General features: G+C 61.4%; 23 protein-coding genes. 15 read left to right on the forward strand and 8 right to left on the reverse strand.

The window, feature by feature from the left end:
- Positions 1-8 precede the first annotated feature (8 nt).
- Positions 9-1,292 (forward strand): cardiolipin synthase ClsB, encoded by a 1,284-nt coding sequence (clsB, locus tag ACFQ95_RS00550; RefSeq protein WP_422828833.1) that lies wholly within the window; start codon positions 9-11, stop codon positions 1,290-1,292.
- Here the strand turns inward: clsB and ACFQ95_RS00555 are convergent.
- Entirely contained in the window at positions 1,289-2,224 is a 936-nt protein-coding gene (locus ACFQ95_RS00555; protein WP_422828834.1) for a LysR family transcriptional regulator, read from the reverse strand. The two genes, clsB and ACFQ95_RS00555, sit on opposite strands and share 4 nt — an antisense overlap.
- A 147-nt stretch (positions 2,225-2,371) precedes the next feature.
- On the opposite strand from ACFQ95_RS00555, the gene ACFQ95_RS00560 reads away from it, so the two are divergent.
- The 6 genes from ACFQ95_RS00560 (at position 2,372) to ACFQ95_RS00585 (ending at position 8,024) form a co-directional block, all read left to right on the forward strand.
- Positions 2,372-3,106 carry a DsbA family protein gene (locus ACFQ95_RS00560; protein ID WP_422828835.1) on the forward strand — a complete coding sequence of 245 codons (735 nt, stop codon included), beginning with the start codon at positions 2,372-2,374 and terminating at the stop codon, positions 3,104-3,106.
- Positions 3,107-3,141: 35 nt separating this feature from the next.
- Positions 3,142-3,759: an NAD(P)-dependent oxidoreductase gene (locus tag ACFQ95_RS00565; RefSeq protein WP_422828836.1), complete on the forward strand. Its 618-nt coding sequence runs from the start codon at positions 3,142-3,144 to the stop codon at positions 3,757-3,759.
- Between the two features lie 146 nt (positions 3,760-3,905).
- The gene (folE, locus tag ACFQ95_RS00570) at positions 3,906-4,640 is read left to right on the forward strand and encodes a GTP cyclohydrolase I (RefSeq protein ID WP_422828837.1); all 735 of its coding nucleotides are present in this window, start codon (positions 3,906-3,908) and stop codon (positions 4,638-4,640) included.
- Between the two features lie 5 nt (positions 4,641-4,645).
- Positions 4,646-5,068, forward strand: coding sequence for a BLUF domain-containing protein (locus tag ACFQ95_RS00575; RefSeq protein ID WP_422828838.1), 423 nt, complete (start codon positions 4,646-4,648; stop codon positions 5,066-5,068).
- Positions 5,069-5,283: 215 nt separating this feature from the next.
- Positions 5,284-6,045, forward strand: coding sequence for a substrate-binding periplasmic protein (locus tag ACFQ95_RS00580; RefSeq protein ID WP_422829220.1), 762 nt, complete (start codon positions 5,284-5,286; stop codon positions 6,043-6,045).
- Complete coding sequence (locus ACFQ95_RS00585; protein ID WP_422828839.1) at positions 6,042-8,024, forward strand: diguanylate cyclase domain-containing protein; 1,983 nt, start codon at positions 6,042-6,044, stop codon at positions 8,022-8,024. The genes ACFQ95_RS00580 and ACFQ95_RS00585 overlap by 4 nt, the downstream gene beginning before the upstream one ends.
- An 84-nt stretch (positions 8,025-8,108) precedes the next feature.
- Here ACFQ95_RS00585 and ACFQ95_RS00590 read toward each other — a convergent pair whose 3' ends face one another.
- The 6 genes from ACFQ95_RS00590 to gpmA all read right to left on the reverse strand — a co-directional run bounded on the left by ACFQ95_RS00590 (position 8,109) and on the right by gpmA (position 15,221).
- On the reverse strand, positions 8,109-8,954 hold the full coding sequence (locus tag ACFQ95_RS00590; RefSeq protein WP_422828840.1) for a MinD/ParA family protein: 846 nt from the start codon (positions 8,952-8,954) through the stop codon (positions 8,109-8,111).
- Positions 8,955-8,958: 4 nt separating this feature from the next.
- Positions 8,959-9,738 (reverse strand): GGDEF domain-containing protein, encoded by a 780-nt coding sequence (locus ACFQ95_RS00595; protein ID WP_422828841.1) that lies wholly within the window; start codon positions 9,736-9,738, stop codon positions 8,959-8,961.
- A 170-nt stretch (positions 9,739-9,908) separates the two neighbouring features.
- Positions 9,909-11,591, reverse strand: a complete 1,683-nt coding sequence (locus tag ACFQ95_RS00600; protein ID WP_422828842.1) for a SulP family inorganic anion transporter — start codon at positions 11,589-11,591, stop codon at positions 9,909-9,911.
- A gap of 462 nt (positions 11,592-12,053) precedes the next feature.
- Positions 12,054-12,833 (reverse strand): HesA/MoeB/ThiF family protein, encoded by a 780-nt coding sequence (locus tag ACFQ95_RS00605; protein ID WP_422828843.1) that lies wholly within the window; start codon positions 12,831-12,833, stop codon positions 12,054-12,056.
- Positions 12,834-12,929: 96 nt separating this feature from the next.
- Positions 12,930-14,366, reverse strand: coding sequence for a S41 family peptidase (locus tag ACFQ95_RS00610; RefSeq protein ID WP_422828844.1), 1,437 nt, complete (start codon positions 14,364-14,366; stop codon positions 12,930-12,932).
- A 105-nt stretch (positions 14,367-14,471) separates the two neighbouring features.
- Positions 14,472-15,221, reverse strand: a complete 750-nt coding sequence (gene gpmA, locus ACFQ95_RS00615) for a 2,3-diphosphoglycerate-dependent phosphoglycerate mutase (protein WP_422828845.1) — start codon at positions 15,219-15,221, stop codon at positions 14,472-14,474.
- Positions 15,222-15,347: 126 nt separating this feature from the next.
- On the opposite strand from gpmA, the gene ACFQ95_RS00620 reads away from it, so the two are divergent.
- From ACFQ95_RS00620 to ACFQ95_RS00655, 8 genes are all read left to right on the forward strand, one after another.
- Entirely contained in the window at positions 15,348-15,758 is a 411-nt protein-coding gene (locus ACFQ95_RS00620; RefSeq protein ID WP_422828846.1) for a rhodanese-like domain-containing protein, read from the forward strand.
- Positions 15,759-15,806: 48 nt separating this feature from the next.
- Positions 15,807-16,064 (forward strand): glutaredoxin 3, encoded by a 258-nt coding sequence (gene grxC, locus ACFQ95_RS00625; protein ID WP_422828847.1) that lies wholly within the window; start codon positions 15,807-15,809, stop codon positions 16,062-16,064.
- A gap of 150 nt (positions 16,065-16,214) precedes the next feature.
- A complete protein-coding gene (secB, locus tag ACFQ95_RS00630; RefSeq protein ID WP_422828848.1) occupies positions 16,215-16,685 on the forward strand; it encodes a protein-export chaperone SecB in 471 nt (156 codons plus the stop codon).
- A gap of 33 nt (positions 16,686-16,718) precedes the next feature.
- A complete protein-coding gene (locus ACFQ95_RS00635; protein ID WP_422828849.1) occupies positions 16,719-17,792 on the forward strand; it encodes an NAD(P)H-dependent glycerol-3-phosphate dehydrogenase in 1,074 nt (357 codons plus the stop codon).
- A gap of 488 nt (positions 17,793-18,280) precedes the next feature.
- Entirely contained in the window at positions 18,281-18,613 is a 333-nt protein-coding gene (gene flhD / locus ACFQ95_RS00640) for a flagellar transcriptional regulator FlhD (RefSeq protein ID WP_422828850.1), read from the forward strand.
- Between the two features lie 12 nt (positions 18,614-18,625).
- Positions 18,626-19,186 carry a flagellar transcriptional regulator FlhC gene (gene flhC, locus ACFQ95_RS00645; protein WP_422828851.1) on the forward strand — a complete coding sequence of 187 codons (561 nt, stop codon included), beginning with the start codon at positions 18,626-18,628 and terminating at the stop codon, positions 19,184-19,186.
- Between the two features lie 239 nt (positions 19,187-19,425).
- Positions 19,426-23,619, forward strand: a complete 4,194-nt coding sequence (locus tag ACFQ95_RS00650) for a response regulator (RefSeq protein WP_422828852.1) — start codon at positions 19,426-19,428, stop codon at positions 23,617-23,619.
- A 3-nt stretch (positions 23,620-23,622) separates the two neighbouring features.
- On the forward strand, positions 23,623-24,543 hold the full coding sequence (locus ACFQ95_RS00655) for a GGDEF domain-containing response regulator (protein ID WP_422828853.1): 921 nt from the start codon (positions 23,623-23,625) through the stop codon (positions 24,541-24,543).
- On the opposite strand, the gene ACFQ95_RS00660 is transcribed toward ACFQ95_RS00655, so the two are convergent.
- Entirely contained in the window at positions 24,533-25,054 is a 522-nt protein-coding gene (locus ACFQ95_RS00660; protein WP_422828854.1) for a 6,7-dimethyl-8-ribityllumazine synthase, read from the reverse strand. The genes ACFQ95_RS00655 and ACFQ95_RS00660 overlap by 11 nt on opposite strands.
- Positions 25,055-25,097: the final 43 nt, after the last annotated feature.

Below are 25,097 nucleotides of genomic sequence, written 5' to 3' on the forward strand. Positions count from 1 at the left end.
AGCACCACATGCGCCGTACCGCCGCCCGACCTCGCCCCGGCCACAGCCTGATCTTGCATGAAGGTGCGCAGGCACTGGTGCCCGCCCTGGTGACGGCCATGGATGCGGCCCAGCACCAGATCCGGCTGGAAACCTATATCTTCGACTTCACCGGCGCGGGCGCCTTGGTGGGTGAAGCCCTGGAGCGCGCGGCACAACGCGGGGTTGAGGTCTGCGTCCTGGTGGATGGTTTGGGCACACCTTCTTTGCCAACAGACTGGACGCGGCGCTTTGTGGCGGCGGGTGTGCAGTGGCGTGTTTTTTCGCCAGTCAACATGTTGGCCCTGCTACTGCCTGGGCGCTGGCGGCGCCTGCATCGCAAGCTCTGCCTGGTGGATGGCCGCGTCTTGTTTTGCGGCGGCATCAATATCCTGGATGATTTTTTCGACCCCAGTTATGGCAGCCTGCGCGCGCCCCGGCTGGATTACGCCGTGCAGGTGTCCGGCCCGCTGGTGGACGATGCCGGCGTGACCATGGCTAGGCTGTGGGCGCGGCAAACCCCGTTGGGCCAATCGCGCCATGGCCAGAGTGCCGGTACGGGCACTGGCGTCGACGGCGCGCTGGCGCGCGCGTCCGGCTTGCGCTCTGGGGCCCGTGATGCGCTACGGCTGGGGCGCACGCGCCGAGTTGGGGTGCCAGCCGCCAAGCCGCTGGAGGCCAGCGCGGCTGAACCAGCGCAAGCCATGGCGGCCCTGTTGCTGCGCGACAACCTGCTGCACCGCCGGCGTATCGAAAGTGCCTATCTGCGCGCCATTGGCCTGGCCCGGCGCGAGGTGCTGATTGCCAACGCCTATTTTGTCCCCGGCTTCAAGTTGCGCCGGGCTCTGGTGCTGGCCGCGCAACGTGGGGTGCGGGTGCGCCTGTTGCTGCAGGGCCAGTACGAATACTTCATGCAGTACCACGCTGCCCGTGCGGTGTATGGCGTGTTGCTGGCCGCCGGTGTGGAAATCGTGGAATACGCGCCGAGCTTTCTGCATGCCAAGGTGGCTGTGATCGATGGGCGTTGGGCGACCGTGGGTTCGTCGAATCTTGACCCTTTGAGCCTGCTGGTGGCCAACGAGGCCAACGTGGTGGTGGACGAAGCCTGGTTTGCCAGAATTTTGCGCCGCCGCTTGTTGCACGCGATTCGCACAGCGGGAGCGCCGCTGAGCGCCACGCAGTACGCCCGGCGGCCCTTGCGTCAGCGTGTATTCGAGTATGTGGCCATGCTGGTGATGCGGCTGGCGTTGCTGGTCAGCGGCAAGCGTTATTAGGGCAGCGGCGCCAGCCCTTGATAACCCTTGCTGGCATCGCGGGCCGCAAAATAGGCCACCAGAAAATCGAGCATGGTGCGCAGGGTGGCCGAGAGTTGCTGGCGCGAGGTGTACACGCCGTGAATGCCCATGCCCTGGGCCTGCCAGTCGGGCAGGAGCGGCACCAGGGTGCCGCTGGCCAGGGCCGGCACGGCGGAGAACATAGGCTGCAGCGTGATACCGGCGCCGGCAATGGCGGCTTCCAGCAGTACCACCGAATCATTGGCGCTGAGGTTGCCGCTGACGGGCACGCTGGCCGGGGGCGCGTGGGCGCAATCCGGCCGCGAAAACTCCCACAGGCTTTTGCCAAAGTACGAATACGTCAGGCAGTTGTGCAGCGCCAAATCTTCCACCCGGCGTGGCGTGCCGTTTTTCTTCAGGTAGGCGGGTGAGGCGCAAATCACCGAGGGGCAATCGCCGAGGCGGCGCGCGATCAGATTGGGGTCGAGCTGGTTGGTGATGCGTATCGCCAGGTCTATGCGTTCGCGCACCAGGTCCACGGTCTGGTTGCCGATTTGCAGGTCGATGGCGGTGCGTGGGTGGCGCTGCAGGTAAGCCGCCACGGCCGGTGCCAGCACCGACTGCGCCAGTGACTGCGAGCACGCAATACGCAGCATGCCGTGGGGTTCGTCGGCTTCGGTGTCGGCGGCCACGGGCATTTGTTCGGCCACCGCCAGCATTTGCTGGCAGCGCGCGAGCGTGGCTTCGCCTGCCGCCGTAAGCCCCAGCTTGCGGGTGGTGCGGTGCAGCAGGCGCGCACCGGCCCATTGCTCCATTTGCGCCAGGTAACGCGTCACCATGGCGCGCGACATGTCCAGCGCGTCGGCGGCGCCAATCAGGCTGCCGCGTTCATTGATGGCGACAAACACCTGGGCGGCGACGATGCGGTCCATGATTCATCCGATCTAAGAAACGAATAATTGATTGAATAAGCATTTTTCATTCGATTTGCGCAACGTATTCTCGGGCATCTGTTCAGCGCCAAGCGATTTCATCTGAGAAAAAGCGCTGCCACTGTTGATTTTTCGGAGATTAAAACCATGACCGATGTGACCACCGATGTGGCCCCCCATGCCACGCTGCACTACATCTTCGACCCGCTTTGCGGTTGGTGTTATGCGGCCGCACCCCTGGTCGACGCGGCTCGCGAAGTGACAGGCTTGGCCGTGGCGTTTCACGGCGGCGGCATGCTGGCGGGCGCCAATCGCCGTGCCATCACCTCCCAATGGCGCGACTATGTGATGCCGCACGATCGGCGCATTGCGCAACTCACGGGGCAGCCGTTTGGCGAGGCTTATTTCAACGGTCTGCTGCGTGACACTCAGGCCGTCATGGACTCGGCGCCGCCGACCACTGCGGTACTGGCTGCAGAAGCCTTGGCCGGGCGTGGCCTGGACATGGCGCATGCGGTGCAGCATGCGCATTATGTGGACGGCCTGCGCATTGCCGAGCCTGAGGTGCTGGTGCGCGTAGCCACCGGCTTGGGGCTGGACGCCCAGGCCTTCCGCACGGCCTATGCGCAAAGTGAAGGCGCCGCCACGCAGCAGCACTTTGCCGACAGCCGCCGCCTGTTGGCGCAGGTGGGCGGGCAGGGCTTTCCGACGTTTGTGCTGGCGCTGCCCGATGGCACGGCGCGCGTGCTCGACATCGGCCCGTGGCTGGGGCGTGCAGACGGCTGGCAAGTCGAGTTGCAGCGGCTGGCCGGCGGCGCCTCCAGCGCCAAGCCCTCCGGGGCTGAGCCACAGGCCTGTGGTCCCGATTTTTGTGCAACTTGAACCGTTTGAGTCTTTTTAACCTGAAGGAAACACCTATGAGCAAGATCGTCATTCTGGGTATCACCGGCCGTGCCGGCTCTCGCATCGCTGCTGAACTGCTGAGCCGCGGCCACACCGTCACCGGTATCGCGCGCAAGGTAGATGGCGCCGCGCCCCAAGCCGGCCTCACGCTGAAGGCGGCAGACGCCACGTCGGCCGCCGCCCTGGTGCCGCTGATTCAGGGCCATGACGTGTTGATCAGCAGCACGCGTTTTGCTGGCGGCAGCGATGCCGCTACTTTGCTGGCGGCCGCCAAGCAGGCCGGTGTGCCGCGCCTGATGGTGGTGGGTGGCGCGGGTAGCCTGGAGGTTGCGCCTGGCTTGGCGGCGCTGGACACGCCGCAATTCCCCGACGCCTACAAAGCCGAAGCCAGTGCGGGCCGTGTGTTCCTGCAAGCGCTGTACGCCGAGAAAGACATTGACTGGACCTTTGGATCGCCCTCGGCCGAGTTCAATCCGGGTGAGCGCACCGGCAAGTTCCGTGTCGGCGGCGACCAGATGCTGTTTGATGTCAACGGCCAGAGTCATGTGTCCATGGAAGACTACGCCATTGCTTTCGCCGACGAACTGGAGACGCCGCGGCATTCGCGCAAGCGTTTCACCGTCGGTTATTGATGCCGCTTGCAGGACAGAGTGTTCTTCCTGTCCTGCTTCTAAATTGCTAGCTGCTTGCGCTTATGGGGCAAGCGCTAGCGAGCAAAATGGTTTAAAGGCCTTGGGCGGACCAGAAAAGCTTTCGCTGGTAATATCCGTCGATGCAAATGAATCAGCCACTCGACATGCCTGCTGCCGCCCCGCCTGAACATCCCGTAGACGAAGGCACACCGGTCTCCGTCAAGATCCGCGAGCGTCTGCAGGCCGCACGCAAGCGCTTCAATGCCAACGACAACATCTCCGAATTCATCGAACCCGGTGAGTTGGGCGCCATGCTCGACGAAGTCACGGTGAAGATGCAGGGTGTGCTCGACAGCATGGTGATAGACACCGCCAACGACCACAACACCAACAACACCGCGCGTCGCGTTGCCAAGATGTATGTGAACGAGGTGTTCCGTGGCCGTTACGTGCCCGTGCCCACCATCACCGAATTTCCCAATGCCGAGCACTTGAACGAGTTGATGATCGTCGGCCCTATCACCGTGCGCAGCGCCTGCTCGCACCACTTTTGCCCGGTGATTGGCCGCATCTGGATAGGTGTGTTGCCGAATGAACATACCAACGTCATCGGTTTGTCAAAATACGCACGCCTGGCCGAATGGGTGATGGGCCGGCCGCAAATCCAGGAAGAGGCGGTGGTGCAACTGGCCGACCTCATCATGGAGAAGACCCAGCCCGATGGCATGGCGCTGGTGATGGAAGCCACCCACTACTGCATGGCCTGGCGCGGCGTGAAAGACATGGACAGCAAAATGATCAATTCGGTCATGCGCGGCGTGTTTCTCAAAGACCCTAGCCTGCGCCGTGAGTTCTTGTCGCTGATTCCGCAAAGGGGGTAATTGCCATGTTGGTTCGCTTGCTCTATGCCAGTCGTGCGGTGGACAGCAGTCCGGCCGCTATTGAGTCCATCCTCACCCAGTCGCGCCAGTACAACCCGACCTGCGGCATCACCGGCATTCTTTGCTACGGCGGCGGCATCTTCCTGCAGGCCATTGAAGGCGGGCGCATGGCGGTGAGCGAGCTGTATGGCCACATCCAGAAAGATGTGCGCCACCACGACGTGGCCTTGCTGCACTACGAAGAAATTTCGGAGCGGCGTTTTGGCGGTTGGACCATGGGCCAGGTCAACCTGCAAAAGCTCAACCATTCCATACTGCTGAAGTATTCCGAGCGCCCGGAGCTTGACCCGTATGCGGTGTCGGGCAAGGTTTCGCTGGCCTTGCTGGAAGAACTGATGGCCACCGCCTCCATCATCGGTCGGGTCTGAGAGACCGGCTGGCGCTGCTGCCGGTTCAGGGTTTCGGACGCGGATGTAGGCGCGTGCCCCGAAGTGGCCTGACTGTCGCATGAAGACTCCCCATGGCCATGGCTTTCCACTAAGCTTGGCCCCTTTTGAGTGGATGTGCTGAACTTATGGCCGATCTGATGCACGCCTGGAAACGGACTACGTTCTTCCACCGGGTCAGACTTGTGTTGGGCGTGATGGGCGGCTTGTGCGTCTGGAGTGTCTGCGGCCTGGCCCATGCAGGCCCTGAGTGCACACGCCCTTACACGCTGGGTTTGCATGTGCATGGCTCGCTGTATTCGGCCCGCACCGATGCTGGCATAGACAAAGATGTGGTGGATGCCATGGCTGCACGCAGCGGCTGCACCATTTTGACCACCGTGATGCCGCGGGCGCGTATTTGGCGCCAGTTGGAGGCCGGCACCATGGACTTCACGTTGTCTGGCATTGCCACTGCCGAGCGCGACAAATACGCCAGCTTTGCCTGGTACTTTTCCAATAAATACTATTTGCTGGTGCGCAAGGATGCCGGGGTCAAAGACATGGCCGGCTTCAAGGCGAAGCCGGATTTGCAACTCGGGTTGATTCGCGGCTTTCGCTACGGGCCTTTGACCAACGCCTGGGTAGACCAGCTCACTGCCGGTGGTCGTATCAGTTATGCCACCGAGTTGGAGCCGCTGTTCGGCGTGCTGGCGCTGGGCCGGATCCACGGCATGATCATCGAGCCGTTCGACACGCTGGAAGTCCAGAGTCAGGCGATCGCTGCAGTGGCCGACATCATTGAAACCGGTGACCCCGCCGTGCTGCATGGTTTGAGCATGTCCAAGAAATCTCTGTCGCCGCAGGAACAGGAGCATTGGCGGGCGCTGATTGACAGCCTGCGCCAAGACGGGACAATTCTGCGCATTTTCGAGAAATACTTTCCTCCCGAACTTGCCAGAAAGATGGTGAATTTTTGAGCCTTCCCCTTACCGCGGCGCATTCCAGTCGGTCCCGGCGTTCCTCGCGGATCCGGCACTATGGGGCTGTGCTGCTGGTGTTTGTGGCGTCGCTGGGGACGACTTATGGGCTTTGGCTGCATGAGCGGCGTAATGCCGTGCTGGACGCGCGGGTGCAGGTTGATCTGCATGTGCGGGCCTTTCTCGGCCGCATAGAGCAGCGCGTGGCGGCCTACACCCAAGTGCTGGTGGGCGTGGGGGGCTTGTATGCGGCGACACCCGGGCCGGTCAGCCGTGAAGCTTTGCGTCATTACATTGCCAGCCAGCGGTTGGGCGCTGAGTTTCCGGGCCTGCAGGGCTTGGGCTGGGCACCTCTGGTGACACCGCCGCAGGCCAGCGCCGCAACCCCAGCCAAACGCGCCTATGCCGTGCCTGTGGCGGAGTTTGTGCCGGTGCGTTCGGGCCAAGGCCTGGCTTTGGGCACCGATTTAAGCGACGACCCGGAGCGTGTCGAGGCCTTGCTGCAGTCCCGCGACAGCGGTACGCCGGTGATCACCCGCCGGTTGCCGCGCCTGATGGATGGCGGGCCAGACAAAAAAGCCGGTTTTTTGCTGACCTTGCCGGTGTACCGCAGTGGCGCGCCCGTAGGTTCGGTGGACGACAGGCGCCGCAGCCTGGAAGGTTGGGTGTTGGCGGCGATTGCCGTGGACGAATGGATGGCCAGCCTGGACGACCTGCCCACTACGGGCCTGGAAGTGCGGGTGTTTGATGGCATCGAGCTCTCGAGTGCAAGCCTGATGTATGGCGCGCGCCACCAGTCCGATGATGTGGCGCTGCTGCCCACAGACGTCGTCGAATACCTGCCCGTGGCCGGACGTACCTGGACGTTTGCCATGCGTATGGCGCCACCCGTGGGGGAATTGGCCGCGCGCGACCATTCTTCGCTGATTGCCCGCAGCGGCGTCATTCTGAGCTTGTTGCTGGCGTGGCTGACCTGGCTGCTGGTCACCGATCGCTCGCGTGCGCTGAGCTTGGCGCGTGAGATGACCTCTGATCTGCGTGAGGCCAAAGAGCGGTTTGAGCTGGTGTTCGAAACCAGCCCCGACGGCATCATCATCAGCCGGCAGATGGATGACAAGATCATAGACATCAACCCCGGTTTTGTGACCATGACCGGCTACACACGGGATGAAGTTGTGGGCCAGTCGTTGGCGAGCCTGCCGATGTGGCGCAACCCGGAGGACCGCCAGCACTTTCTGACCGTGCTGCATTCCACCGGCCATTGCGACAACCTGGAGACCACCATCACACGCCAGAACGGCCAGTCTATGGTGGGCATCATGTCGGCCAAAACGGCCAACTTCAAAGGCCATGCCTGTGTGGTTGGTGTGGTGCGCGACATCAGCGCACGCAAACTGGTGGAAGACCGCATGGCCCACATGGCGCAGCACGATGTGCTGACCGGGCTGCCCAACCGTGCGCTGTTTGAAGACCGGCTGCGCCAGTCGATCAACCAGGCTTTCCGTGGCCGCTCGCGCCTGGCCTTGTTGTACATCGACCTCGACAAGTTCAAGCCGGTGAATGACACCTTTGGCCACGCCATGGGTGATGTCTTGCTGAAGATGATTGCCGCGCGCATGTTGGCCAGTGTGCGGGTGTCCGACACGGTGGCCCGTATCGGGGGAGACGAATTCGTGGTGCTGCTGGGGGCCGTGCAGGACAAACACGACGCGCGCGCTGTGGCGGAGAAGATCCGGGCGGCGCTCAACCAGGTGTTCGAGCTGGAAGGGCGTCACGCGGTGCATATTTCATCGAGTATCGGCGCTGCCATCTACCCGGAAAACGGCGTCGATGGCGCTTTGCTGGCGCGGCACGCCGACCAGGCGATGTACCAGGCCAAGCAGGCCGGGCGTAACAAGGTCGTGTTTTTTGGTGAGCCGCTGGACGACGGCTCGGACGCTCAAGAAAGGCAGCCGGCCGGCCAGCGGCCGCCGGGTTAGGCGGGGTTGCCGAACGAAGACGCGGCTTATGCGGGCTGGCCCAGCCGGGTTGGCGCATGAAAAAAGGCTCCGGGTGGAGCCTTTTCAGCTTGCCGGGGTGTTGCGCGGTGCGCCTTCCTGCTGCGGGGAAATGATGGATTCGTCCAGCTTGCGCGCCAACTCGGCCACCGCCAGAGCGGCAGAACAACCGGGCATGCTGGTCATCAGCAATTGGCGGCGCATCACGGCTTCGCGCACGGCGGGGTCGGACGGAACGTCGCCCACATGGATCAAACGCACGGAGCGGCCATTGCCGGCGGGCATGAAGCGGTCCAGCACCTGCTGCAACTGCGTGGTAATGGCGCGACCGTCGCCGGGGCGGGCGGTCTGGTTGATGATCATGCGTACATGCTGGCGCTTCTGCTGGGTGGCCAGTACCTTGATGGCGGCGTAGGCGTCGGTCAACGAGGTGGGCTCGGGTGTGGCCACAACCAAAACTTCAGAGGCGAGCGAAATGGCAAACAGCACCACGTCGGAGATGCCCGCGCCGGTATCCAGGATCACCACGTCGTAACGCGGCACCAGGCCACGCAGCACATGCATGAACTCCTCACGCACTTCAGGCGTGAGACGCGAATATTCGACCATGCCGGAGCCGGCCAACAGCACGGAAAAACCACCGCTGGACTTGACAATGGCCTCATCAATCGAGGCGCGGCCAGTGAAAACATCGTGCAGCGTAACTTTGGGGTGCAGGTTCAGCACCACGTCCAGATTGGCAAGCCCCAGGTCAGCATCCAGCACCAGCACGTTATGGCCGCGCTTTGCCAATGCCGCGGCCAGGTTGGCGGAGGTGAACGTCTTTCCGACGCCCCCCTTACCACTGGTGACGGCCAGCACCGTCGCACCCAAAACGGGTGACGCGGGCGGGGACTTCAACGCATCGATCATTAAATTACCTCTGTACCGAGCCACCAACGGCGGCTGCGGCTGTCATTTCTATCCAGGCCGGCTCGCCTGATGCCATGTGGCCAAACAACAGACTCTTTTCTTCGGCGCTGACGGTGCTATCGGCTTGGGTTTCCAGGGAAAGCTGGTTGCGCCCCGCAGATTTGGCAACATACAGTTGTTGATCGGCACGTTCTATCCACAATGAAGTGGTAGATCGAATCCATTGCTGTGCAAATGCGCCACCCACACTGATGGTGACGCGTAAATCGACATTTGGCGAGATCTGAATCGGCGTGGCTTCAATCGCCCGGCGGATCCGCTCGGCCACGGTGCGCCCAAACGTCGGCATACATGCCGGCAGCACCACCGCAAATTCTTCTCCACCAAAACGCGCCAAGGTGTCCATCGGGCGGACACAACTTTGCAGCGTTTTAGCCACGGCTTGCAAGACTTGGTCACCCGCGTTATGTCCATAGGTGTCATTCACGCTCTTGAAGTGGTCAATGTCAAGCATCAACAGCAGCGCGGCTTCGCCAGAGCGCGCTACCCGGTCGATCTCGGCCTCAAGCTCGGCGTCGAAATAACGCCGGTTATACAAGCCGGTCAGCGGGTCTTTCAACGACAGGTCGCACAACTGGTCAATGAGTTGCTGCAGGTAGCCGGTGGGGTCGGTTTCTGGCGCAAGGCTAGAACCTTCAGCGCCACAAGAGTGGAGCAACGCGCGCACTTCGTCCAGACGCAGATCGCGAAGATCGATGGTCGATGAAGTTTCCGGTTGGGACACGGCGTTGTAGGTGAAATTGATATGGAAATTCTAGCAGCATGTGCTGATTCTGGGCACCTCAACTGGCGAATTGGCGCTGAAGTGTGGTGCCGATGATCAATACGTAGTACCCCATATGGTCCTGATAAATCTAACAGGCGAACAAAGGCCTGGTGGGTGTCTGCAAAAACTCAAATGGAGAAGTCTTCTGGGTGAAACTGCAACGCCGCGATGGCCTCGGCATCGGTGCGGTACAGGCGAATCAGCGTTTGTTTGGATCCTTGCGCTGGCAGCAGCTTGGCGCGTCGCAACACCTTTTCCACCGGCAGCTTCATGCCGCTGATGTGCAGCGTGATGTTGCGCGATGCCAGCAGTGTGCACAACTGGCCAAAGACTTCCGTGCCGGTGGCATCGATGCGGTTGATGGGCTGGGCAAACAGGCAAACGTGTTGGGTGCCGGGTGCTGCATCCAGTGCTTCAGCGACATTGCGTTCGAAACTGCGTGCTGACGCAAAGTCGAGCGCGGCGTCCATGCGCAAGGCATACAGATGCGGGGCCAGTGGCGGCAGGCTCCACAGATGGCGGTCACGCAGGCTGCCGTCCGGGTGCAGACCAACTTCAATGATGCGTGGGTGCAGGCGCTGCATCAGGAAGTGGCTCAAGCTCAGCAACAGGCCCGCCAGCACGCCCCAATAAAGCCGCGGAGCGGTCAGCAAGGTCAGGCCGAAGGTGGTGAGTGCAATCGCACCCTCGACCCGCGAGATGCGCCACAACTGCAGGAACACCTTGGGTTGTATCAGGCTGAGCACGGCCACCACCACCACCGCCGACAGAATCGATTGCGGAACGTGGTAAAGCCCGGGCGTGAGCCACAGCAGCACCACCAGTACCAGCAGAAACGCAACCACCGCGCTCCACTGGGTCTTGGCGCCGGCGTAAAGCGTGATGGCCGAGCGCGAAAACGATGAACTCGTGGCAAATGCGCCGCTGAATCCGGAGGCCAGTTTGCCCAGGCCTTGCCCAATCAGGTCCTGGTTTTCGTTCCAGCGGGTGCCGGCTTTCTGGTTGTCTATCTTGGCGCTTGAGGCTGTTTCCAGGAAGCTGATGAGTGTGATCACCAGTGTGGGGAGGGCGAGATGAGTGAATTGCTCCCAACTTAGCCAGCCCGGCCAGTAGAAGCTGGGCAAGCCTTGGGGCAAGCTGCCAACGACCTTGCCGCCGTGGCTGGCAAAGCCCACACCCGCACTGAGCAAGGCGCTGACGACCACCAGTGCCATGAGGGTGGGAAAGCGCGGGAACCAGCGCTTGCCCAAAATCAACACCGCCAAACCCGCCAGGCCAAAGCCCGCTTCCCACAGATTCGGCTGCAGCAGGGCGCTGCTGTTGGTCAGGGATGAAACACCTATCAGCCCCGGTAGTTGCGACAGCAGAATCAGAATCGCAGCGGCCTGCGTAAAACCCGTGAGCACCGGACTGCTGACTAGGTTCAACAACCAGCCGAATTTGCCCAGCCCCAAACCGAATTGCAGCAAGCCCGACAAGAAGGCCAGCCACACCGCCAAGGCCACCCACTCGGGGCTGCCGGGAGCGGCCTGTCCGGCCAGAGACGTGCCTATCAACAGTGCCGAAAGGGCGGTGGGGCCGACCGACAGACGTGCCGATGAACTCCACATCACCGCCACCAGCAAGGGCAACAACGAGGCATACATCCCGGTGATCAGTGGCATGCCCGCCAGGGCGGCGTAGGCCACGCCTTGCGGAATCACCATCATGCCGACGGTAATGCCGGCCCAGATTTCGCCGGTCATCAATGCGCGGGTCGGGCGGGGCCAGTTGAGAAAGGGGAAAAGGCGGCGAATGGTATTGGTGCGCATAACTGTCCGATGCTAGCGCAGTTGCTACAGTTTTCGCTTCGGCGTTAAAGCGGGTGGCGATGCGCCCTCGGCCAGAGACGGCAACTCCGGTTGCGGCCGGCGAGCCTGTCATCGTCGAATGGATGTTTTGATGCCTGCTGCCACGCCTGGCCGGTGGCACCAGCTGCGCCTCCTTGATGGCGGGTGGTGGTGTAGCTTGCTTCTTGATTGATAGCGTGCTGCGCTTACCCAGGCTGCACAAAGGGCCAAAAATCCTTAGAAGAACAAGTCTCCCGGCGTGGGGTGGTGAGCCATGTCATTGATGGCGACACCTTATGGGTGCTCCCCGAGGCCGATGGCCCGCCGCGCCAACTGCGGCTCGATGGCAGGGGGCGAATGTTGCGAATGCTGTGGCCCCGCAGCACGCAAAACCCTGGCACAAGCTTGTTGCGCCCGGTTCGGGCTGCCATGCGGCGTGTCGCTTTATGCAGAGTGCGTCTTGCGCCGCTGGCACACCGGGCATGCCGGGTCACGCGGCACATACATTTCACTCCACTCCATGCGGCGCGCGTCTAGCATTTGCAGTCGCCCTGCCAGTGAGGGGCCGGCGCTTTGCGCGCTGCCACCCGCTACCAGCTTGATCGCCTCGGCCGCCTGCATGGCGCCGATGATGCCCACCAGCGGCGCCAGCACCCCCATGGTGGCGCAACGGGTTTCCTCAAAGTCGGCCTGCGGCGGGAATACGCAGGCGTAACACGGCATCGCGTCGTCACGCGGGTCGAATACACTAACCTGTCCGTCAAAACGAATCGCCGCGCCCGACACCAGCGGCACGCCGTGGCGCACACAGGCCGCGTTGACGGCGTGGCGGGTGGCGAAGTTGTCGCTGCAGTCGAGCACCACGTCTGCTGAGGGCAGCAGCGCGTCGAGCAGTGCGGCATCGGCACGCTCGGTGACTGGGGTGAGCGTCACCTCGGGGTTGATGGCCTCAACCGCCTGCTGTATCGACTCGGCCTTGGGCGTGTCTATGCGTGCCATGGTGTGGGCAATTTGCCGCTGCAGATTGGTCAGGTCCACGGTATCGTGGTCAACCACCGTGATGCGGCCAAAGCCTGCGGTCGCCAGATAGAGTGTGGCAGGGGAACCCAAGCCGCCGGCCCCGATGACCAGCGCATGCGCGGCCAGCAAACGTTCCTGGCCTTCAATGCCAATTTCGTCGAGCAGGATGTGGCGCGAATAGCGCAGCAGTTGTTGGTCTTCCATGGGGTGTCATTTCAAGCTCGAGGCATCATAGAAAAAGCCGTGAAACAGACCTAGGCCCGTTGTCACGGCTTTTGCCGATGGCGGCCCAGAGCGGAATCAGTTTTCCTTCTTCTCTTCCTTGCGCTCGACCAAGGTTTTGCTGATCAACACCGGCTGGCCCTTGAGCTTGTTGATGGCTTGGGCGAGTTGGAAGTCTTTGTCGGTGCCAAACTCGGGTGGCTTGCGTTCTGTGACGGGCTTCTTGGCTTCTTCTTCCAAAAGCTTGCGTGCTTCCTCGCGGGCTTTTTCGCGCGCTTCGTCTTTTTTCTCTTCGCCTTGGCCGCTGTTCAAGTGTTTGTCCAGATCGGCTTCACGCATGCGCAGGGCGGCAAACGGGCTGCCTTCGGCGGTTTCGTCCACCATCACATCGGGCACGATGCCCTTGGCCTGGATGGAGCGGCCGGTCGGCGTGTAGTAACGTGCGGTGGTGATCTTCAGCCCGGTATCGGGGCCCAGCGGACGCACGGTCTGCACCGAACCCTTGCCGAAGGTCTGGCTGCCCATGATGATGCCGCGCTTGTAGTCCTGCAAAGCGCCGGCCACGATTTCGCTGGCAGAAGCCGAGCCTTCGTTCACCAGTACCACCAATGGCACCGACTTCAACGCCGCTGGCAATTGGGCCAAGGGGTCGCTGCCGCCGCGGCGCAGGTAATACTCGGGCGCTGCTTTGTAGGTGAACTTGGAGTCTGCCAACTGGCCGTTGGTCGACACCACGGTCACGTTTTCGGGCAGGAAGGCAGAGGAAATGGCCACGGCCGCATCCAGCAAGCCACCGGGGTCGTTGCGCAAATCAAGCACCAAACCCTTGAGGTTGGGCTCTTGTTTGTAGATCTCCATGATCTTGGTGGCGAAATCGTCCACCGTGCGGTCTTGGAACTGTGTCAGGCGAATCCAGCCGTAACCGGGTTCCACCACCTTGCCGCGCACCGAGTGGGTGCGGATCTCCTCGCGCACGATGCTGACCGGGAAGCTGCGGCTCTCGTCCTTGCGGAAGATGGTCAGGTCGACCTTGGTATTGGGTTCGCCGCGCATCTTTTTCACGGCTTCGTTCAGCGACAGGCCTTTGACGGCGGTGTCGTCGATCTTGGTGATCAGGTCGTTGGGCTTGAGTCCAGCGCGGAAAGCCGGTGAGCCTTCAATCGGCGACACGATTTTCACCAGGCCATCTTCCTGGGTGATTTCAATGCCCACACCCACAAAGCGCCCGGTCGTGCCTTCGCGGAATTCCTTGAAAGACTTCTTGTCGAAGTATTGGGAGTGAGGATCCAGTCCCGCGACCATGCCCGAGATGGCGTCGCTGATGAGTTTTTTCTCATCGACGGGCTCCACGTAATCGGTCTTGACCATGCCGAAGACCGCAGCCAGCTGCTGCAACTCCTCCAGCGGCAAAGGAGCCATGGAACTGCGTGCCACTGTTTGCAGTGACACTGTTGTCAGGGCTCCAGCCAGCGCACCTGCGGTGACCCATCCTGCAATTTTGAGTTTCTGGCCCATCGATACTTTCCTAGTTCGACTCAATATACATGTTGGAACCGCGCAACGGCTGCGCAGTTCCATAAAAGCCCGCAAATTTTGTTTGGTTAGTGCTCGGTTTTGGGGTCAGGACTTCTTTTGGCCTTGGGCGGCCACGGCTGCGGCGGCAGCCGCAGCGGCGGCTGCGTCGCCCAAATAGTAGTGACGCAAGGGCTTGAGTTGTGCGTCCAGTTCGTAGACCAAGGGAATGCCGTTGGGGATGTTCAGGCCCACGATGTCGTCATCCGAGATGTTGTCCAGGTATTTCACCAAGGCGCGAATGGAGTTGCCATGGGCGGCAATCACCACGCGTTTGCCGCTGGTGATGGTCGGAGCGACGGTGTCGTTCCAGAAGGGCAGTACACGAGCGACGGTGTCTTTCAGGCACTCTGTCAGCGGGATTTGCTCAGCGGGCAGGCCGGCGTAGCGGATGTCGCTGCGTTCGCTGCGCGTGTCCGAAGCTTCCAGCGCCGGTGGCGGGGTGTCGTAGCTGCGGCGCCAGACAAGCACTTGCTCGTCACCGTATTGCTTGGCGGTTTCGGCCTTGTTCAGACCTTGCAAAGCGCCATAGTGGCGCTCGTTCAGGCGCCAGCTGTGCTGCACAGGCAGCCAGGTACGGTCCATCTGGTCCAGGCAATGCCACAGCGTATGGGTGGCGCGCTTGAGCACGCTGGTGTAGGCCAGGTCAAACTCGTAACCCTCGGCCTTGAGCAGGCGACCCGCATTCTGCGCCTGGGCGATTCCGGTGTCGGTCAGCGGAACGTCGGTCCAGCCGGTGAAGCGGTTTTCAAGGTTCCAGGTGGACTCACCGTGGCGGATCAGAACAAGCTTGTACATGGTGTTGAAAATGGGCTGAAAAGCGCAAGTCATTAACAAATGGGATGCTTCTTTAGGAAGCACAGCCGCTCATTCTAGAATCTTGGCTGGCAGGCACCTCCGCCTGCCCTGTAAAAAAGGTGCAAAGTGAAGTTTTTATTAGACAACTGGATGCTCTTCTCGGTGGCCATTGCCTCGGGCGGCATGTTGCTGTGGCCCGTATTGAGTGGCGCAGCCGCCGCAGGCGCGCTTCCGGCCAACGCCGTGGTGCAATTGATCAACCGCCAAAAGGCGGTGGTCGTGGATGTGTGTGAGGCAGAAGAGTTTGCCTCCGGTCACATCGTGGGCTCCAAAAACCTGCCCTTGGGCCAGGTGGAAGAAAAACTGGCCAGCGTGGCCAAGAACAAGACACTGCCCCTGGTCCTGGTGTGCCAAAGCGGCGCCCGCGCCAAACGTGCTGCCGGCATCGCAAAAAAATTGGGTTTTGAGAAGGTGGATGTGTTGGCAGGCGGCCTGAAGGCCTGGAAAGAAGCGAATCTGCCGATTGAAAAGGCCTGAGAACGCCCCCAATTGGACGTTTTGAACTAGCGCAAAAGAGTAGCTGCCATGCAACACGTGAAGATGTACACCACCGCTGTTTGCCCTTACTGCATTCGAGCCAAGCAAATCTTGAAGAACAAAGGGGTAGAGCAGATCGAAGAAATCCGCATCGATATCGATCCCGGTGCACGTCAGCTGATGATGGAAAGCACTGGGCGGCGCACGGTGCCGCAGATCTTTATCGGCGACACCCACGTAGGCGGTTGTGACGATTTGATGGCGTTGGACGGCCGCGGTGGATTGCTGCCTCTGCTGGCGGCGTGACCACTATCTATCGCCTGACGAGCGATTCTTAAATCACGTGGTGTTTGTCAGTAGGCCATGACATTGGCCTGTGATAATCCTTGAGTCCCTGTCGGCCAGAGGTTGGCAGCATCGCGACAAATCCTTTTTAAATAAATCCGAGAGAAAACCATGGCCGAGCAACTTGATCCCGTGTTCCAAATTCAACGCGTTTACCTGAAGGAAGCGTCGCTTGAACAACCCAATTCACCCGCCATCCTGCTGGAACAAACCCAGCCCGCCGTGGATATTCAACTCGGCGTGGACGCCAACCCTGTGGCCGAAGGGATTTTTGAAATCTCCGTGCGCGCCACCGTGACGACCAAGATCGGTGAAAAGACGGTTTTCCTGGTGGAAGCCAAACAAGCCGGTATTTTTGAAATCCGCAATCTGCCACAAGAACAAATGGGCCCGATTGTGGGTATCGCCTGCCCACAAATCGTCTACCCCTACCTGCGTGGCAACGTGGCCGACCTGATCCAACGTGCCGGTTTCCCGCCTGTGCACCTGGCCGAGATCAACTTCCAGGCCATGTACGAGCAACAACAGCAAGCTGCCGCCGCTGGTGCCACCGACGGCGCTGCCAGCTCCGTTCTGCAGTAATCAAGGCCCAGTGCACCTGCCCCCGTTGAAGCCATGAAAATTGCCGTTTTGGGGGCGGGTGCCTGGGGCACCGCGCTGGCCATCAGCGCGTCTGCCCCAGCCGAAAGCCATGCCCATGAAGTTCGCCATGACGTGACCTTGTGGGCGCGCGATGCCGCACAAGCAGCGGACATGCGCCAACAACGCTGCAACCAGCGTTACCTTGCCGAAATCCCCTTGCCTGCGGCGCTGCAGATCAGCAGCGAGCCGCAAGCCAGCCTGGCGCCGTGGTTGGCGACGCAAGACCTTATCGTGATCGGCTCACCCATGTCCGCGCTGCGCCCGCTGTTGGCCTTGGCCTTGGAAACCCAGGTGCCCGTGGCTTGGTTGTGCAAAGGGTTTGAAGCCCCGGTTTCCCAAGACTTTGGGCTGCTAGGGCATGAAGTGCTTGCGGAAACAGCTTCTGAATTGATAGCTAATGACATCTTGCCCGGGGATGCCGAACCTGCGTTCGGTGTGCTCAGCGGCCCCAGCTTTGCGCTAGAGGTGGCGCGTGGCCAGCCTTCGGCCCTGGTTGCGGCCAGTGCGGACCCTGCGGTACGTGAGGCCCTGGTGCGCGCCTTCCATAGGCCGTCTTTGCGTGTTTATGCCAGCGAAGACGTGGTCGGTGTGGAGGTCGGGGGCGCCGTGAAAAACGTGCTGGCGATTGCCACCGGCCTTTGTGATGGCCTGGGTTTGGGCTTGAATGCACGTGCTGCCCTGATCACCCGTGGACTGGCGGAGATGACGCGCCTGGGTGTCGCCCTGGGCGCGGGTGTGGAGACCTTCATGGGTTTGTCTGGCCTGGGTGACCTGGTGCTCACGGCCACCGGTGATCTGAGCCGGAACCGCAAGGTTGGCATGCTGTTGTCCCAGGGCAAGACGCTGCAACAAGCGGTGGATTCTCTGGGCCACGTGGCAGAAGGTGTGTATTGCGCGCGCACCGTGGCATTGCGCGCAGCCGGCCTGGGAGTGGACATGCCGATCACCCAGTGTGTTGTTGACCTGCTGGACGGCCGCTTGACCGCCGCTCAAGCCGTGGCGCGTTTGATGAGCCGCGATCCCGTCGCCGAGTTCTCGCCGGGCTGAGCGGTTTAGGCGAGTGTCCAGACCGCGGGCGTGGCACTTGTGTCACGCCTGGCGTTTTTTCTATCGTGCATTTGAAGTGTCGCTTTTAGGCGGCACTTTTTAATGGCGCAAGCTCACCCCCATTTCCCCCTCTGACCGCCGAATCTGAGGCGCAGGTTTCATCTATGGTTTGCCAACTGCGCTGGCTCGCAAGTCCAGTCTTAGGCGCCGGCTAGGGCGTTTGTGGTTGGCGGGACAGCACAATCCACGCGCCGCGTGGATGTGCCGCACATCTGTCTCTAGGAGCTGTCAGGCAGTCGCGGCAGGCTGTAGGAAAAAGGCTGACAGCGGCGCTTTGAAAACCAGACGCGCCGAATATCACTCCCCCGACTTAATTTCTGTTTGGCCCGAATTCACAATCCATTTCAACGGATCGACCTTTTGCCGCCCCTCGGAAAACCCCGGTGGACTGCAAGAGGAAAGCTCCGGCCAACTGAAAGGACCATCCCATGAACAGCGATCAAATCATCGCCGAAATTCGCGAAACCAACCTGACCTACCTGATGCTTGCGCAAAGCTTGATTCGCCAGGACAAGGCCGAGGCCCTGTTTCGACTTGGTCTCAATGAAGAGTCGGCAGACCTGCTGGCGGCCCTGTCAGCCGCGCAGATCTTCAAGCTGGCGTCCAGCAATATGCTGCTGTGCCACTTCCGTGTGGACGACAACCTGGTGTGGAGCTTGCTGACCAACCACGATCTGCCCGAAAAGAAGGTTGGCAACCATGCCACCAACAAGCTGCACGCCAATATCTTGATGGCCGGCCGCGTTGCCGAAGTGCTGTAAAAGGAGTCGGCCATGCATCCCGCCAAAGACCCCATCAAGGCCATCAAGAGTGTGCTGCGCGATTCGCAGCAGGTGGAGCGCGCCGCAGCGTTGATTCGTATGGGCGCCCGCATGCAGGTGCTGGAGTCCGAGACGGATTTGTCTTACGAGCGTCTGCTGCGTTTGTACAAGGAAGTGTCGGGCAAGTCGCCATCCAAGGGCCAACTGCCTTTCTCCACCGACTGGTTTCTGTCGTGGCAAGAGAACATCCATTCGTCGCTGTTCCTGAACATCTACGAATATCTGTCCAAGAGCATAGAGCTGGACTCGATCGACATCCTGACCAAGGCCTACCGGCTCTACGAGGAACAAGTCAGTGCCGCAGAAATTGATGCCTTGCTGTCTTTCACCCGGGCCTGGCGTCTGGTGAAGTTTGTCGACGCCAACATGCTCAACATGACAGCCTGCAGCCACTGCGGCGGCAAGTTTGTCACCGAGTTGTACGAGAACCCACGCCAGTACGTCTGCGGCTTGTGCAACCCGCCTGCACGTGCAGGCAAGTGCAAGGGTGAGCGCAGCCTGATGCTGCATTGAGCTTCAGCGGGGAGGGCAGGGGCTCTCTGGCCTGCCGCCATCCCACTGAATACCCCCTTAGGTGTTTGCCCCGGGGCGGATGTAAAAACAGGTAATCCGCGTTAGTATTGTTTTGAAAAGCCGAGTGCACCGGCTCACACTTCAATACCCATGCAGCCGTTTTTTCGGGCGGGGCGGGGTCTTTCACCTCCACCCTGGGCATGTACGTAGGCACACGTCGTCTGTTCGGTCAAAGAAGCTTGCGTTTCTACCTCGGGCTGCTGGTGCTGGTGGCCCTGTTGCCTGTCGTATTCACGGCAGGCCTCTCGATTTGGCGGCTTGGCGTAGGCTACCAAACATCGGCGATTGACCACCTTCAGCAAACGGCAAGTGCTGTCGCCAGCGCGGTGGAGAGCGAGTTGTCCACCGCGTTCACCACCCTGGACGCCTTGGCCAGCATGCCGCTGGAGCATGCGGGGGATCATCCGCTGGCGGACAGGCGTGGCTCCCAAACCGGCACTTTCCTGCGCGGTCGCCTGAGCATTGAAGGACCGGCTGACCCCAAGTCGCCCGCCGATACGCTGCTGCCTTCAGGTGTGCCCGCCAGTCTGGTGAAAAAAGTGGCCGAACATGGCGAGCCGGCCGTCTCCAAGCTTTTTGCCGACCCCAAAGACGGAAACTTGCGAGTGGCTGTTGGCGTGTTGTACCGCGCTGACAAAAAGCCGGACGCCGCATTGGTGCTGGTGTTGTCACCAGCGCAACTGCTGCGTTCATTGCAACGCCAAAGCAGCTATAGATCAGATCTTTTGGTGACGGTGGTCGATGGCGACGGCCGCACCTTGGCGCGTTCACGCGAGGCCGACCGGTTTTTGGGGCAAGCCGTCTCCTACTGGCCCAGGGTGCAAGTCTCGGGGCAGGCGCGCGGCTGGTTTGAAGCTGAAAGTGTGGAGGGGCAGCCCGTCATGCTGACTTACCTGCGTCTCGCGGGAACGCCGGGCTGGACGGTGTTGGTGGGCGAGCCCCTGGACGCCTTTAATGCCCGCTGGCGCGATCCGCTGCGCAAACTGTTGCTGTGGGGCGGCCTGTCCGCCGCGATTGCCTTGCTGGGCGCCCTCTGGCTGGCGCGTATGCTGTTCCGCCCGGTGCAAGCCCTGGCGGCGAATGCCGGGCGGCTAGGGGCCAACCAGGGGCTGGCCATGCAACTGGTGCCGCGCACGGCGGTGCGCGAGTTTGAAGCCTTGTGTACCGGCTTGGCCGAGGCCGATGCCGCGCTGCGCAACTGCGCGGCGAACGAACAGCGCAGCGCCGTGGAACAGACGGCCAGCGAGAGCCGCTGCAAACAACTGACCGAAGCCTTGTCCATAGAAAAAGACCGCCTGGAGCTGGTCACCATGGCCGGGGGCGTGGGCATCATGGAGTTTGACGTGGCCTCGCAGCGTTTTCGCTGGGACAAACAAAGCCATTTGATCTTTGACCGCACGCCGGCCGAATTTGACGGCAGCCTGGAAGGCCTGCTCGCTTATCTGCATCCGGACGACAGCGCACGGGTGCGCGAGCGCTGGCTGCACGCCGTGGCCGAGGGTGTCGTGCTGGATCTGGAAATGCGTATCCTGCAGGTGATGGGGGCCCAGCGGCACGTGCGCGTGTACGCCCAGGTGCACCGAGACGCCGATGGCCATGCGGACCGGGTGATGGGGACGGTTTGGGATGTCACCAGCGAACGAGAATCAGCCGAGGCTTTGCGCCGTGCCAAGGATGCCGCTGAAGCCGCGGAACGGCTCAAGAGCGAGTTCCTGGCCTTCATGAGCCATGAAATTCGCACACCCATGAATACGGTGTTGGGCATTACCCGGCTGGTGATGCAAACGCAAATGTCGGCCAAGCAGCGTGACTATTTATCCAAGATCGACATTTCTGCCAAGTTGTTGCTGGCCATCGTCAACGATCTGCTCGACCTCTCGAAAATCGAGGCCGGCAAAATGAATCTGGAGCAGATCGAGTTTTCACTCGAGGCATTGTTGGAAACGGTCTCCAGCGCGACCGGCATGCGCGCCGAAGAAAAGGCGCTTGAGGTGGTGTTCAGTGTGCAGCCGGATGTGCCCAAACGTTTGCTGGGCGACCCGTTGCGCTTGGGCCAGGTGTTGATCAATCTGGTGGGCAATGCGCTCAAGTTCACCGAGAAAGGTGAAGTCGAGGTTGTGGTGGCGCGGGAGTCGGTGGTGGATGGGCGCATGCGCTCGCTGCGCTTTTCGGTACGCGACACCGGCATCGGTTTGGATGAACAGCAGTTGCTGCGTTTGTTCAGTCCGTTTTCGCAGGGTGACAGCCATACCACTCGCCACTTTGGCGGCACGGGACTTGGGCTGTCGATCTGCCGCAAACTGGTGGAGTTGATGCAGGGCCGCATTTGGGTCAACAGCAAGCCCGGCCGTGGCAGCACCTTCAGCTTCATCGTGCCAGTGGGCCATATCGAGCACAGCGCGGAGACAGCCTACAAACCTCTCGCACAACCCGCGCTGGGCCAGTGTCGCGCGCTGGTGGTTGACGACAACCAGAGCGCGCGCGAGGTGTTGTCCGTGATGTTGCGGGGCTTTGGTTTAGCCGTGGATGCGGTATCTTCCGGCCGCGCCTGCCTGGAGCGTTTGCAAGGGATGCGTCCCGACGAAGCACGCTACGACTTGCTGCTGATGGATTGGCGCATGCCGGAGATGGACGGCCTGGAGACGGCACGCCAGGTTTATGAAAAATACGGTCGTGCGGCAGCGCCGTCGGTGTTGATGGTCACAGCCTTCGCCGGGGAGGACATCATCAACCGGGCCAGTGCGATGCAACTTGCGGGTGTGCTCATCAAGCCCGTCACCCCATCGGTGCTCTACGACACGGTATGCGATGTGTTGGGGCTGAACAGCCATGTCCCCAAGCTCAGCGCCAACCCGGGCTTTGACCTGGAAAAACTGCGTAACCGTCGCGTGCTGCTGGTGGACGATAACGCACTCAGCCAAGAGGTCACCACGGCGTTTTTGCAGCAGGTTGGCATGCAGGTGGTGTTGGCCAACTCAGGCGCAGAAGCCATCCAATGTATGGAACGCGGTGACATCGAGATTGTTCTGATGGACAGCCGTATGCCCGGCATGGACGGCGCCACCGCCACCCGCAAGCTGCGGGCTGATCCACGTTTTACGTGGGTACCGATTCTCGGTCTGAGCGGCGAGACCGGAAGTGACGCGCAGCAACACCTGCGAGCCTCGGGCATGAACGAGCTGCTGCTCAAGCCGGTAGAGGCGACGCGTTTGTATGAGGCCTTGGCCCAATGGCTGCCTCTGCAAGCGGCTTTTGCCGCCCTGGTGGGCAAACGTGTGCTGGTGGTGGACGACAACCAACTCAACCGCGAAGTGGTCAGCGAGTTTTTGACCTCTGCACGGATGGTGGTGGAAACCGCCGCTGACGGTATCGAGGCCATTGCCTGTCTGGAGGTGGCCGATTTCGATGCCGTGCTGATGGACATTCAAATGCCGCTCATGGATGGTCTGGCCGCCACCCGCGAAATCCGGCGCAACCGGCGCTGGGCGCGTTTGCCGGTGATTGCACTCACGGCGCAGGATCAAGTGGTCAGTGGCCTTGCCACCACAGCGGCCGGGATGGATGCATATCTCACCAAACCCATAGACGAAATGCAGCTGTTTCGCACACTGCTGCGGTTTATGCCGCCGGCCGGGGCGTTGGCGGCAACATCCGTGTTCGCCGGCCCGTCGGCTGCGCCGCTGGCTGACGGCCAGGCTGCTGACCACAGCAAGCTCAGCCGCCACGGCGCGGTATTGCCAAAACATCTGCCCGGAATGGATTTGTCTTTGGCGCTGGAGCGTCTGGGGCATCAGCCCGAGCGTGTGCAACGCTTGCTGCGTGGCTTCGTGCGTGATTTTTCCGGCGTTGATGCGCAGCTTGAGCTGGACATGGCGCAGGCACGGTATACGCAGGCCGGCGAGGTGGCGCACACCGTGAAGTCGGCGGCGCGCTACCTAGGCGCGGAAGATTTGGGCGAGGCGGCACAGACGCTGGAACGGCTGGCACTGCAGGGAGATGCGGCGCAACTGCGGCCTGTCGTGGCAGCTTTTCGCCGTGAACTGGCCCTTGTGCTGGCGGGCATAGTGCAATACTGTAACGAAACGCAACGAAAGTTTGACCCAGCTTCGCTGCGATCGGCAGACCAGGCGTTGTCGCGCGACACCCTGCAACACGTGGCCGCTTTGCTGGAACGCATCGCGCCTCAGGTCGTGCAGGGCAACTATGCCGTGTCTGCCTTGTTGGCCGAGGTGAAGTCTGCACTCGCAGGCAGCTCGCTGATGGACCTGGCGGAGATGGCGCTATTGCAATTTGAAGACCTGGAACTGGAACAGGCTGCGCAGGCGGTGAACGCTTTGAGGGTGAAGGTACAGGCACTGAGTGAAAGGACCTAACACGTGGGCGGACTGGAACAACAATCGGTGTTGATCGTGGACGACGACAGGGTCAGCCGCACCATGCTGGCGGAGCTGCTGAACCCCGACACACGGGTGGTGCTGGCCAAGGATGGGGCGTCGGCGCTGCAACGCATCCATGACGACGCCAGCATCTGCCTGGTCTTGCTCGACGTGGGCATGCCCGGCATGTCGGGTTACGAGGTCTTGCAGAAGTTGAACAGCTCGCCGCCAGCGCAAGACGTACGTGTCATCTTCATCAGCGGTGCCACTGAAGAGCGCGACGAAGAAAAAGGTCTGCTGCTGGGGGCGGTGGACTATGTGTTCAAGCCCATCCGGCCGGCCATCGTCAAGGTACGCATACAGAACCACCTGCGTTTGATCGCACAGCGTAAAGCGCTCGAACGTCTGGCCGGGCATGACGCCCTGACCGGCATAGCCAACCGCCGCAGCTTCGACGAAGCCCTGGTGCTGGGTTGCCAAACGGCCGTGCGTCGGCAAGAGCCGGTGTCCTTGGCGATGATTGATATCGATTTTTTCAAGCAGTACAACGACCACTATGGCCACCCCGCCGGCGACGAGGCGCTGCGCCGGGTGGCGCAGGTGGTGGCCAGCTTTGCACGCCGACCCTATGACCTGGCTGCGCGTTATGGTGGTGAAGAGTTTGCGCTCCTGCTACCCGTGGTGCCCGACATGAACGACCTGCTCGACCGCCTGTGCCTGGATGTGGTGGCGCAAGCCATTCCACATGCGGGCTCCAAGGTGGCGCCGGTGGTGTCCATCAGTGTTGGTGCTGTGCAACTGCGCCCCGGCGCCACCCACACGCCCCAGGGCATGCTGGAGCACGCCGATGCCTTGCTCTACCAGGCCAAGCAACAGGGGCGCAATCGCGCGGTCTGGGGCCCTTACCCCGTCAGCGACTGAGCGGGCTGCTAGACACCAACTGACGCAAGCTGGCCACCGTGGCCACACAAGCGCGCGCGGCTTCTTTGCCCTTGAGCAGAAAGTGCTTGTAGAAATAGTCGCGATGCTCGGCATGTTCGTGGAAATGGTGTGGCGTCAGCACCACCGAGAACATTGGTACTTCGGTTTCCAGCTGTACATCCATCAGCGCCTGGACCACGGTCTGGGCCACGAAGTCGTGGCGATAGATGCCGCCATCGACCACCAGGGCACAAGCCACAACAGCATCGTACTGGCCCGACTTGGCGAGTTTTTTCGCATGCAGCGGCAGCTCGTAGGCGCCCGGCAAAGCGAACACATCAATCGAGGCGCTGGAGACACCCAGCAAGCCCATTTCGGCCACAAACGCATCACGCGCCTGGTTCACGATGTCGGCATGCCAACTGGCGTGGACAAAGGCCACACGCATGGGTTTGGGGGAGCTGGCAACCGAGGAGGTTGCGGGAACGGAAGCAATAACAGACTGACTCATGGTGTCCTTCAAAAGGTCAAATCCAGAATCAGGGCGCACGAGC

This window comes from Variovorax sp. HJSM1_2, from assembly GCF_049316285.1.
Classification (GTDB): Bacteria; Pseudomonadota; Gammaproteobacteria; order Burkholderiales; family Burkholderiaceae_C; genus Rhodoferax_B.